General features: G+C 53.7%; 11 protein-coding genes. 7 read left to right on the top strand and 4 right to left on the bottom strand.

What is annotated here, in order from left to right; all coding sequences use genetic code 11:
• The first annotated feature begins 110 nt into the window (after window positions 1–110).
• Window positions 111–977: a tryptophan 2,3-dioxygenase gene (kynA, locus tag FJV47_RS14225; RefSeq protein WP_159614129.1), complete on the top strand. Its 867-nt coding sequence runs from the start codon at window positions 111–113 to the stop codon at window positions 975–977.
• Window positions 967–1,821: a PaaX family transcriptional regulator C-terminal domain-containing protein gene (locus FJV47_RS14220; RefSeq protein ID WP_159614127.1), complete on the top strand. Its 855-nt coding sequence runs from the start codon at window positions 967–969 to the stop codon at window positions 1,819–1,821. Before kynA ends, FJV47_RS14220 begins: the two co-directional genes overlap by 11 nt.
• On the opposite strand, the gene FJV47_RS14215 is transcribed toward FJV47_RS14220, so the two are convergent.
• Together FJV47_RS14215 and FJV47_RS16735 are read right to left on the bottom strand one after the other, a co-directional pair.
• On the bottom strand, window positions 1,803–3,188 hold the full coding sequence (locus tag FJV47_RS14215; protein ID WP_159614125.1) for a CoA transferase: 1,386 nt from the start codon (window positions 3,186–3,188) through the stop codon (window positions 1,803–1,805). The two genes, FJV47_RS14220 and FJV47_RS14215, sit on opposite strands and share 19 nt — an antisense overlap.
• A gap of 113 nt (window positions 3,189–3,301) precedes the next feature.
• On the bottom strand, window positions 3,302–4,075 hold the full coding sequence (locus tag FJV47_RS16735; protein ID WP_159614123.1) for a transglycosylase family protein: 774 nt from the start codon (window positions 4,073–4,075) through the stop codon (window positions 3,302–3,304).
• 676 nt (window positions 4,076–4,751) lie between these two features.
• Here FJV47_RS16735 and FJV47_RS14205 point away from each other — a divergent pair.
• A complete protein-coding gene (locus tag FJV47_RS14205) occupies window positions 4,752–5,912 on the top strand; it encodes a YihY/virulence factor BrkB family protein (protein WP_159614121.1) in 1,161 nt (386 codons plus the stop codon).
• Here the strand turns inward: FJV47_RS14205 and FJV47_RS14200 are convergent.
• Complete coding sequence (locus tag FJV47_RS14200; RefSeq protein ID WP_159614119.1) at window positions 5,895–6,614, bottom strand: M50 family metallopeptidase; 720 nt, start codon at window positions 6,612–6,614, stop codon at window positions 5,895–5,897. The two genes, FJV47_RS14205 and FJV47_RS14200, sit on opposite strands and share 18 nt — an antisense overlap.
• Before the next feature lie 159 nt (window positions 6,615–6,773).
• Here FJV47_RS14200 and FJV47_RS14195 point away from each other — a divergent pair, with 159 nt between their 5' ends.
• Window positions 6,774–7,085: a hypothetical protein gene (locus FJV47_RS14195; protein ID WP_159614117.1), complete on the top strand. Its 312-nt coding sequence runs from the start codon at window positions 6,774–6,776 to the stop codon at window positions 7,083–7,085.
• Between the two features lie 81 nt (window positions 7,086–7,166).
• Window positions 7,167–10,622, top strand: coding sequence for a bifunctional RecB family nuclease/DEAD/DEAH box helicase (locus tag FJV47_RS14190; RefSeq protein WP_159614116.1), 3,456 nt, complete (start codon window positions 7,167–7,169; stop codon window positions 10,620–10,622).
• Here the strand turns inward: FJV47_RS14190 and FJV47_RS14185 are convergent.
• Window positions 10,609–11,886: a polysaccharide deacetylase gene (locus FJV47_RS14185; RefSeq protein ID WP_200832019.1), complete on the bottom strand. Its 1,278-nt coding sequence runs from the start codon at window positions 11,884–11,886 to the stop codon at window positions 10,609–10,611. The genes FJV47_RS14190 and FJV47_RS14185 overlap by 14 nt on opposite strands.
• A gap of 227 nt (window positions 11,887–12,113) precedes the next feature.
• Here FJV47_RS14185 and FJV47_RS14180 point away from each other — a divergent pair, with 227 nt between their 5' ends.
• Together FJV47_RS14180 and FJV47_RS14175 are read left to right on the top strand one after the other, a co-directional pair.
• Window positions 12,114–13,574 (top strand): DUF3375 domain-containing protein, encoded by a 1,461-nt coding sequence (locus FJV47_RS14180; RefSeq protein ID WP_159614115.1) that lies wholly within the window; start codon window positions 12,114–12,116, stop codon window positions 13,572–13,574.
• Window positions 13,571–14,257 carry a DUF4194 domain-containing protein gene (locus FJV47_RS14175; protein ID WP_159614114.1) on the top strand — a complete coding sequence of 229 codons (687 nt, stop codon included), beginning with the start codon at window positions 13,571–13,573 and terminating at the stop codon, window positions 14,255–14,257. Before FJV47_RS14180 ends, FJV47_RS14175 begins: the two co-directional genes overlap by 4 nt.
• Window positions 14,258–14,260: the final 3 nt, after the last annotated feature.

Here is a 14,260-nt window from a genome sequence, read left to right as displayed (position 1 = left end):
ATGCATGTTTCAACATTTTCGATTGTTGAGTTATTCCCATCCTTCGTTTAGGTCGCAATAAGATATTTTCAATATTGTGACGCTCGTAATGCTCTTGATATGATGGCCCCATGAGCAGCAAGAAACCACAGACCGAAAACCAGCGTGACATCGAAGAAGGTGTCCGCACCGATTTCAGAAACACCATGTCCTACGGCAGTTACCTGAATCTGGACCAGGTCCTCTCCGCACAGCAGCCGGTCAGCGTTCCGGAGCACCACGACGAAATGCTGTTCATCATCCAGCATCAAACCAGCGAGCTGTGGCTCAAGCTCATGCTGCACGAACTCATCGAGGCTCGTCGACTGCTCGGTCAAGACGACATCGGCAAAGCGCTCAAATGCCTCGCCCGGGTAAAACACATTCAAAAGACCCTGACCGAGCAATGGTCTGTTCTGGCTACCCTCACGCCGCGTGAATACGCACAGTTCCGAGGTTTCCTCGGTTCTTCCTCGGGGTTCCAGTCCTTCCAATACCGGGCCGTGGAATTCATTTTGGGCAACAAGCATCAGGGCATGCTCAAGGTTCATGAATCAGATCCCAAAGCTCACGAGTTGTTGTCCAACTTGCTTCATGAACCAGGGCTTTACGACGTATTCCTGGCCGCTCTGGCACGTCGGGGTTATGACATCCCAGAAGAAATTCTTTCCCGAGACTTCACGAAGCCATGGACCTACCAAGAAGCGCTGATTCCCGTTTTTAAGGAAATCTACGAATCAGAGGACACGACGTGGAGCCTCTACCAAGCATGCGAAGATCTCGTAGACCTCGAAGATAATTTCCAAGCTTGGCGTTACCGCCACTTGCGCGTTGTTCAGCGAACCATCGGCTTCAAGCGTGGCACCGGCGGTTCATCCGGAGTTGACTTCCTCAAGCGCGCACTCGACCTGACTTTCTTCCCAGAGCTGTTTGCGGTGCGTACAGAAATTGGCAACTGACTCTGCATTATCAGCTTTCAGCCTCGACGATTTTGAGGTCCGTTCCGGTAGCGCAACATCAATTATTCGCACCATCATTGGCCTATATATAAGGAATCATTCAGAGCCGGTTCCACGTACTGAATTATTGGAGCTGGCCCAAGCAGCCGGAATATCTGCCCCAGCGGCCCAGACGGCAATTTCCCGCCTGATCGACAGGAAGATTCTGGAAACTGCAGATTCAGCCCTGTTGAACGTCCCAGGTGCAGCGCAAGCGATGTTTGAACGGGGAATTCGGCGGATCTTCACGCCACGCGAAATGTCCGCCAGCGATCAGTGGTGCTTGGTGACCTATTCCCTTCCTGAGAAACAACGAGCGCTGCGCCACCAAATCAGAAAACACTTTCAGCAGCTCGGCGGCGGCCTAGTATCTTCGGGTCTTTGGATTTTTCCCGAGTATCTTCGCGAAGAAGTCACCGCAGTTCTTGTTGCGCTCAACGCTCGCTCGCAGGCAACCCTCTTCACTGCCGACCGGCCGTATTTTCCTGAAAGCGCTCAGCAAGCAGCCCAGCAATGGTGGGATCTGAAGTACCTCAGTTCCCTACACCAGCAGTTCTTGGACGCCACGGTGGCACTTGACTCGCAGGTCACAGACCCGAGCGCCGCCTATTTCGGTTATGTGCACATGGTTGATGCATGGCGCGCTTTGCCGTACCTAGATCCCGGGTTGCCTTCCTATATGTTGCCGGCACAATGGCCGGGCGCTGCCAGTCGGGACCGCTTCTTATCACTGTCTCGAGTATTCGAGAATCCAGCCAAGCTCTTCGCCGATTCAATTTCTAGTGCTCAGAGCCAGAGAGGGTGATCCTCCCCGTATCGCGGCGGCGATGCAGGAAAATCTAGCGACTGCCCATTAACTTCAAATGGTGGCAGTGCATATTCGAGGTTTCCGTAGGGACTTAGCTTATGCCCCAGTTCTGGCAGCTTGAGTTCCTCCGGTGGCTCAACTGCCGTTCCAAAAGCAAATAACGCCTCGGCAGTTCGGGCCAATGAAAATCTAACGTGACCCACGATCCGATGTTCCACCCTCGCCTGGGCCATACTGATGATCGCGGCAGCCAGTCCATATCCAGTCGCGTGGTCAAGGGCCTGAACGGGCAATGCTCCAGGGGTTCCATCCTCACTGCGATAAGCATCAGCAATCCCGCAGGCAGCTTGCACGATGCTATCGAACCCACGCCGGGCGCTACTCGGACCGTCATATCCCCAGGCGTTCAATTCTGCGATGATCATGTTCGGGTATTTCTCTTGCAACTGCGTAATCCCTAATCCAAAACGTCCTAGGGAACCTGGTCTGTAACCACAGATCAACACGTCGGTCTCTGCTAAGAGATCATCCATGACGGATTTGTCGGCAGGATTAGAAATATCCAGAACGGTACTGCGCTTGCTGAAACCAGTATCAATGTGTTGCTCAGTGAGCTCCGGGAATCGTGGACCATCAACCCGCAGAACTTGCGCTCCGAAGGCTGCAAGAGTTTTGGTGGCCGTGGGGCCAGCGATCACTCGGGTCATATCAAGGACTTTCAGCCCCGATAGAGGCCCGTACCCTTCGGCGTTCGGCTCCCACACGCTCTGCCCAGTTCCATGATGGTGAGAAAATTGGGCCCAATGCCCTTCTTGTGCCGCCTTGCCTGCCGCTGAGCCCAGCCATTGCTTTCTACTCTGAACTTTTGCGGCAATCCCACCAGCATCAACGATGAGCTCTTGTGCTTGGATCGAGGTGAGCTTCTGTAAAGCGTCAGCTAAAGAGACCCTGCCCTGCGCTCCGAGAGCTTGCAACAGTCGGTGCTCGTGATGCGGGTAATTCGCGTGAGTCCTGACCCAACCATCCATGGTTCGATAAAACCCTGAGTGTTGGGCAAACCCTTTGACTCTGTTGCCGTTGATACGCAGGTGAGCAGTCGACCCGAAGGCTGCAGCAACCTGCTCAGCGCGCGCGGTAACGGGTCCGAACGTACCTCTCAAAAGTTGCGCATCTAGGGATTCGATCGCGTCAGCGACCAGCGCAACAGATCTCAAAGCCAGCTGCTCAACATTCAATGGGCCACACCACCAAGAATGCGGGCGTCTTGATTGTGCTGACTCTGTAGTCCTGAGCAGTGCGGATTGTTCAAATCCGCTGCCCAGAATTCCCCTAGCTGGGCTTTGACCCGTTCCTGTATTCGGCATGGCATCAGAGTACCGCGCCACATCTGACCCGTCGTCTTTGTTCTTAAACGCAAGAAAGGTCCACAACATGCCTCATGACATGTTGTGGACCTAACAAGTGGTCTAGCGAAAAATTAGTTCGCTGGAACGTTCAGGGTCTGGCCTACCAGGATTACGTCTGGGTTGGTCAGCTGATCGTCGTTCAGTACGAACAGGCCGCGCCAGTCGGAAACACCGAGCTGCTTAGCGATCTTGCCCAGGGTGTCACCGGACTTGACGGTGTAGTTCTTGCCTGAGTCGGTGACGTCGATGTTGAAGCTAGGAGCCTTGGCAACCTCTGCGGTGCGCTTGCCCGAGGTGCTTGGTGCAACCTGCTTGGTGGACTTGACCGAAGCATTGGTCGAAGACTTGGTCTCAGCTGCCTTTGGAGCAGTGTAGGTCTTCTTGGTTTCAGTCGAGGTGGTCGACTTCTTTGGAGTCGAAGTAGTCGACTTGGACTGAGTCGAGGTGGTCGACTTGGTCTCGGTCGAGGTGCTGCTCGAAACCTTTGGAGCCGAACCGCTGATGCCAAGCTTTGCGGTACATGCTGGCCACGCGCCCCAGCCCTGTGCAGCCTGAACCTTGGTTGCAACGCGGATCTGCTCAGCCTTCGAAGCGTTCTGAGGCATGCCCGAACCGCCGAATGCCTTCCAGGTCTGCAGGGTGAACTGCAGGCCACCGTAGTAGCCGTTACCGGTGTTGATGGACCAGTTTCCGCCGGACTCGCACTGTGCGAGCTTGTCCCAGGTGCCTGCGCCAGCTGCGTTTGCTGGTGCGGTGGTAGCGACGATTGCGCCACCGGCTACTGCTACGGCTGCCAACGAGGCTCCGCCGCGACGGATCAATTTCTTAGTCTTCTGCTGGATCATGATTCTCCAGTGCTCTTCCCGCGCTCAGGTCGTCCAAGACCATCTTCGTGCATCGCTCAGCGTCGCATTTCGACGTTGTATGAAATACTGCCCTGGTGAGCGATGTGGAAGTCCCGGCAGTACCTGTTTCCCCATAACACAGCGAGTGTTATCGAAACGTTATAAAGACCCTAACCCGAACCCCCACCGTCTCCGCAACTCAGGAAACGCCCAGATTCCGCGAAAACACAGGTCACGATCTCCGCCAAAAAAGTTTTTTTGAAACTTTTTTCGCCCTTAAACTCCTTGTGAGCGTGCAAGATTGTTACATAGCCTGAGTAGATTCCAAACAACTTTGTGTGATATGGGTTTCACTTACATTTTTCGGGTGTTTCGTTGCCTCAAACGAGGCTCGAGCCTCGCTATTTGCGCGGGCACGATCTAGCACTTTCGCAACTTTCAAAACCACCCTGTTTCTTACCTAGCTTGGACGCCGGCACTTGGCTGTCTAAGGCAATTTTGGTGTCTTGCTTTTGCGTCGCCAGGGCACAAAGTACACGGCACGGCACCAAATCTCCTAGTCACTGACGGAGCATTTAGGTAGTGTGATGTGCGAAACCAGTTCACCGCACTAGCTAATTAGTTTGTCAGACAGGGGAACCCGATGCCCAGCCAAGGCAGATTCACCAAAGAGCACATGCAAGAATCGCTTTCCTGCTTCCCGCGTGCACTGCGTGAGTTTTTCCGAAGCGATGGCCTAGACGTCGCAGCATCGCTCTCCTACTTCATGGTTTTGGCAATGTTCCCCGGCTTGCTTGCGTTGGTCTCTCTGCTGTCACTAGCTGGAGCCAGCGAAAGCGGAACCAAATGGATCATGGACATCTTGGAACAGGGCCTAGCTCCAAACGGACGTGCTGCTAGTGGGGACTCGCAACAGTTATTGGACACAGCAGAGCAACTGCTAAATGGACTCGCTTCTCAAGCCGGCGGAACCTTCTGGGTGATCCTTGCCGGTTCACTCGGTGCCCTATGGAGTACTTCTGGCTACGTCACAGCTTTTAGTCGAAGCATGAACCGGCTCTATGGTGTTCCGGAAGGACGTCCACAGTGGAAGCGCCGTCCTCAGATGTTTCTCATTACCATCTTGATCATGCTGGTCGCGGTGATTACCTTGGTCCTCCTGGTGACTTCAGGATCTGTAGCACGAGGTATCGGTAACGTCTTCGGTTTGGGCGATAGTTTCGTCTTGATACTGAACATAGCCAAGCCACCGATCATGCTGGTCATGGTCTTGCTGGTGCTTGCACTGCTCTACTACTTCACGCCAAACGTTAAACGTCCAAAATTCCGTTGGTTCTCCGCTGGCACATTGACTGCACTGGTCATTCTTGGTCTGTCTTTGGTGGGCTTTGGCATCTACCTTTCACAATTTGCCAGTTACTCGGCCACCTACGGCGCTATTGGTGGTGTCATCATTTTGGTGCTGGCCTGCTGGATCAGCAATATCGCCTTGCTATTGGGCGCCCAAGTGGATATCGAGTTCACCCGCCTGCGCCAGCTACGCACTGGCTTACCTGCGGCAGAGGAAGTTCTATTGCCTCTGCGCGATGACACGTTGGTCGCCAAACAAGAGCTAGCAAACTACAAGGATCTTGTTCATGCGCAGGAAGTTCGCATCAAGCATGGTGGTGATCCACTAGCAGATATGGATATCGACCCAGATCGCAGAGTCAAGAGAAAGACCAAATGGTTGCCTATGGGTCTCGTTGCGGTAGCAGCATGGGTAGCCTCACACGCGAGTACGAAAAACGCACTTCAAAAGAAGCAGGCTCGTAAAGACTCAGAACAAGGTCAATAGGCTTAGCGCCGAGAACCACAGGGCGATTGCCCCCAAGAGCAAGATGATCAAGAGCCACAGGGTTGCAAAAGTATTAGTTGACCGAGCAATGAGGTAGGCATCAGATTGCTCCAAATCATGCCTTCTGAGAGTGTGTACCGAAAGTAACTTGATGTAGTCACGCAATCCTGCGATCAATAAGAAACCTGCAATCAACAGCGACAAATAAATGTAGGCTCCCACCGGTGCAAAGAACACGACCGCCAGTGCGAGCACAACACTAAGCGCGCAGACGACGAAAGCCGGCCAGTTGCGAACGAAGACCAGTGCCAATAGGAAAAACAGTGCGTAGATTCCCAAGGCTCGACCTGCATAACCAGCAGAAATAGCCCAGAACATGATGGCTGATACCCACAGCGGTGCTGGATAGCCAAACAGCCCCGAGACGATCACCGAAAGTTTGCCGCGCCCTTTACTAACCACCTCACCTGAGTGATTCCAGCCCAGCCGCAACCCGGTGACATACCTTCCGGTCAAAAGCGCGGAGACTATATGGCCAAGCTCGTGAACCAGTGTTGAATACAAGCCAGTGAAGCGCCAAATGGGCATGGGTATCACCGCAAGTAACACCACGGCCAAGACGATCAGCCACTGCCAGAGATTCAACTCAACGTTGACCGGCTGGGCCAAACGATGCCAAGTATCAGCAATGTCCACGTTCATTAATACTCCTCTAAAACCACCGGATCCCATCCATTCTTACCAGTACAGTTCGCACCTACGTCGTTCGACCCAGCAAGAGAACAGCGTTCTATGAAACATCACAGGTGTTAGGCATAGTCTGCATAGCGAGATCTTGCGCAAAATATCTGGAGGAAATTCATGTCTCGATTAGCTTCAACTGCCTTGGCAATCACCGGACTAGCCGGCGGCTATGCAACAGGCCGTGCCACAAAGAAGCGTGAGTTGGCAGCAGTGGTACTCGGCGCCGCAGGCGTTGGCTCTTTCCTGATGTGGAAGAAAGACGCCGGAACCGGCAAGGCAGTAGCGCTCATCAGCGCCTACGTCGGTGGTTTTGGCGCCTCCCATCCACTGGCAAAGAAAATTGGTGCTTGGCCAGCCGTCAATAGCGTCACCGCCGGAGTTGCGCTGCTTTCTTTGCTCATCGGCGGAGCCAAGAAGTCCAAAGACTAGCAGTTAACAGAACGTCGATTCTGTCGGGGTCCGGTGCTACGTTGACTAGGTAGGTATTAGTCAGCGAAAGGCGCCGGCCCCGTGTTCTTTTTGGAAGATCAATTCATCTTCTCTGCCAGTGACCTTGCAGTGGCCGTTGACTGCAATTTCCAGTCGCTGTACAAGCTTGACGTGAAGCTCGGGCGACGCCCAGCGTTCGAAGACGTCCGTGATGAAATGCTCGAACGCACCGCAGTGCTTGGCGACGTGCATGAACATAACGTGTTGGCTGAACTGATCAATACCTACGGCGAATATGATCCGGCCAATGGCACTGGAGTTAAGCAGTTCCATGAGCGGCCAACGATGAGCCCCGAAGGACTACGCGCGGCACATGAACAAACCATCTCTGTGCTACGCAGTGGTGCTGATGTCATTTTCCAGGCGACTTTTTTCGACGGTTCCTTCATCGGTTTTGCCGATTTCTTGGTCCGTCAGCCTGACGGGTCGTGGGCGGTCTGGGATACCAAGTTAGCTCGCCACGCTCGGGTCAGTGCCCTGCTTCAAGTGGCCGCCTATGCGGATCAGATGATCGCAGAAGACATCCCTATTTCGACGAAAACCACCCTCGTGCTCGGCGATGGCACCCACTCAGTGCATCGCGTCGATGAGATACTCCCCGTCTTCAGGGCGCAGCGTGCTCGCTTCCTCAAAATGATCAACGAGCATCGTTCAGCACAGACGCCGGTGCTCTGGAACTCCGACCAAATCCGCGTTTGTGGACGGTGCGATTACTGCGGCGAGCAGGTGCAGGCAACACACGACGTTCTCTTGGTCGCTGGCATGTCCATGACGCAACGCGAAAAGCTGCGACAGCGCCAGATCTTCACTATTCAAGAGCTGGCCGAGGTTAAGGCACAGCCAGGAACATCGCTAGCCCGGATGGTTGACCAGGCACAAATGCAACTTGGTTTGGGTCAAGTCGATGGTTCAGTGCAAGGGGTAAGCTTCAGGGTCAAATCCTCACAAACCATCACTTCGCTGCCAGCGCCCAACCCGGGTGATATTTTCTTCGATTTTGAAGGCGACCCGCTGTACCAGGAAAAAACCGATGGTTCTTGGGGTTTGGAGTACCTCTTCGGCGTCATTGAACATGACACCGGCGAACCGGTGTTCCGACCTTTTTGGGCTCACAACCGCGCCGAAGAACGCCAAGCCTTCCTAGAATTCATCAGCTACGTGCAGCAGCGTCGCCAACGCTACCCACAGATGAAGATTTACCACTACGCTGCCTACGAAAAGTCTGCACTGCGAAAGCTTTCTCAGGTCCATATCGCCGGTGAAGAGGAAGTAGATGCCTGGCTGCGCGAGAACCTACTCGTGGACCTCTATGAAACCGTGCGCAACTCACTAGTTGTCTCTACCCGCTCATATTCCATCAAGAAGCTCGAACCCCTATATATGGGATCCCATCTACGTGGCGGGGACGTTACCGATGCCGGCGCCTCCGTCGTCGCGTATGCCCATTACATGCAGGCACGCGCGGCCAATGATGAACCCACCGCCAATGCGGTGCTGGAATCCATTGCTGACTACAACGAGTACGACTGTCTCTCAACCTTGCGCTTGCGCGACTGGCTTCTGTCTCTGGAAGAGCATCACCCGGCATCGGCGCCTGAGCTGCCCCTGTTAGAAGAAACCACCAACGAGTACGAGCCGACCCCCGAGGAGCTACGCCTCCAGAAGTATCTAACCTCCCTTCCCCAAGGACAGCCACTGAGCGATGATGATCGTGCTATCGCTATGGTTGCCGCTGCCACCGGTTACAACCGTCGCGAGAAAAAGCAGTTCTGGTGGGAACACTACGACCGGCTCTCGGCACCTGTGGATGAATGGAGCGATGTTCGAGGAGTCTTTACGGTGGACAGTGCGCAGGTGATCGAGGACTGGCATAAGGCCACACCAAAGGCGCGCACTTTCACTCGAATCACTAAGCTGAAAGGCACCTTGGCTGAAGGCTCATTGCTGTCCCCCGGCTCGGCAGTCTTTGCCATGTTCACCGGCCCACTTCCTGAAGGTATGGAAGTAGATGAGTCGCTACGTGGCGGTGCTTTTAATACTTCCGTCGTGGAGGTCGGTGAGGGGTGGCTAATTGTCGCCGAGAAGTCCACAGCAAAAATCCCACCCTACGGTTCATTCCCTGTTGCGCTGACTCCAGACAAACCGTTGATGACCAAGAGCATCGATGACGCGTTGAATGAAATTGCGCAAAAGGTTGGGGCCACAGTACCGACACTGCCCCAGCAACCGGGAATCGATATCCTTCGTCGTATTGCACCACGACTGAAGTCATTGCCCGCACCAGCTGAGCCAGTAATGGCGGATGGTCAACCGCAAATCTACTCGGCCGTAGTTGAAACTCTCAAGGATCTTGATAACTCGTATCTTGCGGTCCAGGGGCCTCCGGGTACTGGCAAGACCTTCGTAGCTTCCCACGTGATTCGTGAGTTGATCGATGCCGGTTGGAAAATCGGTGTCGTTGCTCAATCACATGCAGTGGTGGAAAACGTCTTACGTAAAGCCGTTGAAGCCGGTGTCGATCCCGAAGTGGTCGCCAAAGAAGTCAAACACAAGGATCCTGTTCCATGGGCGGGGACTTCAAAAGATTCAGTTGCGCAAGCTTTGAATTCCGCCGACGGCGCTTTGGTCGGTGGCACTGCGTGGACTTTGACCGGTTCCAAAGTGCCGGCCGGATCGCTGGATCTGCTGGTCATCGACGAAGCCGGACAGTTCTCTCTGGCCAATACTTTGGCCGTCTCGCGCGCTGCGCGGAACTTGTTATTGCTCGGGGACCCACAGCAGCTGCCTCAGGTCACCCAGGGTTCACATCCTCAGCCGGTGGATGAGTCTGCCTTGGGATGGCTCTCCGCTGGTGCACCCGTATTGCCTTCCGAACTGGGTTATTTCCTTGCCTCCTCATGGCGGATGCACCCCGAACTGTGTGCCAAGGTCTCAGCTTTGAGCTACGACAACCAGCTGTTTTCAGCACATGCTGCCGGACTGCGGGTTCTCGAAGGCACCCCGGCCGGAGTCAGCACGCGTATTGTAGAACACCGTGGCAATACGGTCAGTTCGAAACAGGAAGCGGACGCGATCATAGACCTCATTCTTGAACACCTAGGTCTGCCATGGAATCCAGGACCAGGCAAAGCTGTACGTGCGTTGGAGCCCAGTGACATTCTTGTTGTCGCAGCCTATAACGCTCAAGTGAACTTGGTCCGCGAAGAGCTTGCAGACCATGGTCTTGAAGCGGTCAAAGTTGGCACGGTAGATAAGTTCCAAGGTCAAGAGGCCCCAGTCGTCTTAATGAGCATGGCCTGTTCCAGCGCTGATGATGCCTCGCGTGGCATTGAGTTCTTGTTGAATCGCAATAGAATCAATGTCGCGATTTCTCGCGGTCAATGGAAAGCCGTCATCGTCCGTAGTGAGCGACTCACGGATTATTTGCCTTCTTCCCCGGCTGCGTTGTCACAACTCGGCGCCTTTATGGCTTTGTAGACTTTTTAGATCGATCCAGCGCTTTTCGCGCTGGGTCGATCACCTTGTCGACGTCGAAGAAGTTCGCCAGTACAGGACGATCACCAGCTTTTTCTTTGGCGAATTGAAGCCCGTCAATGTTAATGCGCATCTGTCGTTGGTAACCACCGACCTGTTGCATCCACGACTCTGTAGTCCCGTCCACCCCATAAAAGTAATCAAATCCCTGACTTTTCAGGTATTCGTAACGAGCACCTGAATAGGTATTGGTTTGAGCGATATCAGCACCGAAGGGATAGATGTATTGATCCGTGGGACCAACGATGGGCTCAACTTCCTCTTTCCATAGTTTGGTGTCACTTTGAAGGCGCGCCATGCTCACTGAGCCCGTATTCAGATGACCCCAAGAGTGCGAGGCAAATACCCACCCCGTATTTTTCATAGCTTCAGCAATGGCCGTTGCGTCTTTTTGATCCTTTGCAAGATTCTTGTTCTTCGGATATTGGCTTGGTGAGGTGCGGTAGCCAAATTCACCGTTATAGCCCGTCATTGCTACAAGGCCCCGGGCGTCGCGGTACGTGAAATCAGGATGTTCGCCGACAAAGTCATCAACCATCGTGGTGACGTCAAAAGCACCAAGCTGCTTCTTCCCGGCAGCGTCGACGTACTCGTTGCGGACCTTGCCATGATCATCCAGCACTAGTCTGCTAGCGAATCCATCGCCGTCCATGTACTCGTAGTAGCTCAGGTCGTCAACCGATAAGACCAGCGGCTTTTTACCCTTAGGCAGCATGATCTTTCGATATTCCATCTTCTTCTGCTTGTTCAGCGCTGCAAAGTCTTCAGGATTAACCAGCACATAGTCCCTCTTATAGAGCTCCTGGAGGATCTGTGAGAATTCCTTCTGGGTCACCATATAGTCCTCGTATCCGCCCGAACGACTGTCTTGGTCAAATGCTCGATCGGTGTCCACGATGAGCGAATGGAAAAACAGGTGCGGGATCTTCTCCGGATGCTCCCACGGCGTAGTTTGCTCTTTTTCCTCTTCAAGGCCTCGGGCCATGGAGTTGAGTTCATCGCTAGCATCGTCTTTGGCTAGCTTGATCGCAGCATCGTAATCGTACCCATCAGCCAGCCTGTTAATCTCTGCTTTGACACCAGCAATACGCTGATCATCATCGCTGGTAGAGGCATTGGTCGAGGGGCTTTGCTGGTCACCTGGGTCACTGCAAGCAGCCAGAGTCATCACAAGACAGATCGAAATTACCGCCGAGAAGAACTTCATTGATCCTCACCTCCGTGCACCGCACCTAGCTTTAGAGATTTTCAGAAAACCGGTCGTCATCTAGTAAGTGCGACCCTACACAGAATGGCGATACGACGACAGTCTTTCACCGGCGATTCTTCCGGATCTATGAGTTATTGCCACCCTGGCTGGATAGATACACATTTTCTGTTGAGGCCAATGACTTAGAATTGATTGGTTAGGCGTCCTAAAGATCAAGGAAGTACATGCAGCCCTCGCACCGCGCGAATAGTTTGTGGCTTCAGGCTCAGCAGTTCAAAAGCTCAGCAGCGTATCGTCTATTGACGGCTCAACCCTGGGCGGTAGCTTTTATCCGCGCCGAATTCACTGCGGACCGCTCCCGAGTTGCGTTGGAACTTTTTCACGCTTCTCTCGATTCTTTCCTGAAGCAAGCGCGTAAGAGCGATGAGCAGATCTCCCAGTCCTACTCTGCACAGGACTTTGCCGAAAGCTGGGTCAAGCAAGGCATCTTGGCTCGTCCACTGATCGATGGACGCTTTGTTTATGAACCGAGTGCTCAAACCATGCGGTCACTACGTTTTCTGGCAGATTTTTCGACCGACGACTCACACCTGAACTCCTCTCGCCTGAACACCTTGCTTTCTTCCTTGGAATCGTTGGTTCATGAAACCGATCCGGATCCAGAAGCTCGAATTCGCGCGCTTGAATCGCAGATCGCTATTCGCCAAGCCCAAATTGAGCAGCTACGTAGTGGTGATGAACCCGCGGTACTCTCGCGAACCACTGCATTGTCAGCTACGCGTTCACTCTTGGATTTGGCTTCCAGTTTGCCAGCAGACTTCCGTCGTATGCGTGATGGTGTCCAGGACATGTTGCATTCACTGCGTGAAGGTATTCTCGATGCTTCCACAGCTAAGGGAGTGGCTGTAGGCCAGGTGCTCGAAGCAGACCGTCAGCTACGTTCTACCGCCGAGGGTGAAACTTTTAGTGGCTTCACCGAGTTCCTTAATTCTCCCGACGCGCAGCAACGTTTTCGTTCGGCCCTTGCTGAAGTACTCGAACGCGACTTTGTGGACGATTTGGATGCCACCGAACGCCAGATTCTCACCAATTTGTTGCGTGAACTGCGCCGGCAAGCCGCCGAAGTTCATACCTCTTATGGCAAGCTCTCCGAATCCTTACACGCCTTTGTGCAGTCCGAAGACTACAAACAAGCCGAGTTGCTACGGCAAGCGGTTCGTGAGGCAGAACTTGCCATCAGCAAGTCCACAGCATTGAAACCGCGCCGTGGACTGGCCCCGATAGATCTATACACCCCGCAGTTCATGACACTTTTCGGGCTCGGAATCTACGATCCTTCCGAGCATGTAGCGCCGCCACCGTTGGCCCATGCTCCCGAATTCAACGAGTCCGACATTGTCCGCAATCCGAGCACCCCACAAGCCAATATGAAGTTCTTGCGGTCCTCGATCACTGCACATCTTGAAGCGTCAGCTGACAATACGGTGGATTTGGGCACGGTCTTTGACGCCTTAGAAGATGAACACCGGCATTTAAATTCCATCCGCGCGCTGGTGGAAATCGGCCGGACCAATGGCGAAACGCTCAATGAGAGCGAACTGATCAATATTGAATTCCAGCAACTTGACGGCTCGATGAGAACCGCAATCCTCCCCGCCCTACACTTCACGAAGGAGCCGCTATGACCACGAACGATGCCTACGCCGCACCGATCACCGAACCACTGTTCGACGGTGATACCGGAAACTTCTCTCTTGTACTGCGCCAATTACTGGTCCGTCTCTTGCGGGGACCCTACCTCGATGGATCTGTCGACGCAGCAGCTTGGCAGTTGCTCCTTGATCAGCAACAAACCATCTCCGATTATTTCTCGGAAATTTTCTTGTCTTTGACCCTGGACATGGATCGAAAAATTGCGATGCTCACGCCGGCACAAATTGAACAGGTGCATACCGCTCCCATTGCACCTCGCCGTCCACTCAAGCGCGATGAAACGCTCTTGGCTTTGCGCTTACGCCTGCTGCTAGAACAACACTCCGGTAGTGGAACAGATGCGGTGGTTTCCCGGTCAACGATGCACGAAATCCTTGCGGAACACCGTCAGTCAACCGATCGTGATGACAAGCGTTTCGCAGAGTCCTGCGATGCGGCTATTGGCCGCCTGCAGTCCTTACGTTTGCTGACCAGCACTGAGTTGGAGAACGAATTCCGCATTTCTCCTGCGTTGGCGATGGCTCTGCCATTGAGCAATATCCAAGACATCCCTCGTTATATCGCGGCAATCGATGCCAACGAACCAGCATTCAATCTCACTGCTGACGACAATGACGAACTAGTTGAACAGACCCCCGAATTGGTGCAGGAGTAATCG

This window comes from Glutamicibacter sp. JC586, assembly GCF_009805585.1.
Lineage (GTDB): Bacteria > Actinomycetota > Actinomycetes > Actinomycetales > Micrococcaceae > Glutamicibacter.
Note: the sequence above shows the minus strand (reverse complement) of the source record. Positions and strands in the feature narration are given on the sequence as shown.

Coding starts and splice junctions, on each gene's coding strand:
- kynA (WP_159614129.1), top strand. CDS start 111: ATGAGCAGCAAGAAACCACAGACCGAAAACCAGCGTGACATCGAAGAA.
- FJV47_RS14175 (WP_159614114.1), top strand. CDS start 13,571: ATGACCACGAACGATGCCTACGCCGCACCGATCACCGAACCACTGTTC.
- FJV47_RS16735 (WP_159614123.1), bottom strand. CDS start 4,075: ATGATCCAGCAGAAGACTAAGAAATTGATCCGTCGCGGCGGAGCCTCG.
- FJV47_RS14195 (WP_159614117.1), top strand. CDS start 6,774: ATGTCTCGATTAGCTTCAACTGCCTTGGCAATCACCGGACTAGCCGGC.
- FJV47_RS14180 (WP_159614115.1), top strand. CDS start 12,114: ATGCAGCCCTCGCACCGCGCGAATAGTTTGTGGCTTCAGGCTCAGCAG.
- FJV47_RS14200 (WP_159614119.1), bottom strand. CDS start 6,614: ATGAACGTGGACATTGCTGATACTTGGCATCGTTTGGCCCAGCCGGTC.
- FJV47_RS14215 (WP_159614125.1), bottom strand. CDS start 3,188: ATGCCGAATACAGGAACGGGTCAAAGCCCAGCTAGGGGAATTCTGGGC.
- FJV47_RS14185 (WP_200832019.1), bottom strand. CDS start 11,886: ATGAAGTTCTTCTCGGCGGTAATTTCGATCTGTCTTGTGATGACTCTG.
- FJV47_RS14205 (WP_159614121.1), top strand. CDS start 4,752: ATGCAAGAATCGCTTTCCTGCTTCCCGCGTGCACTGCGTGAGTTTTTC.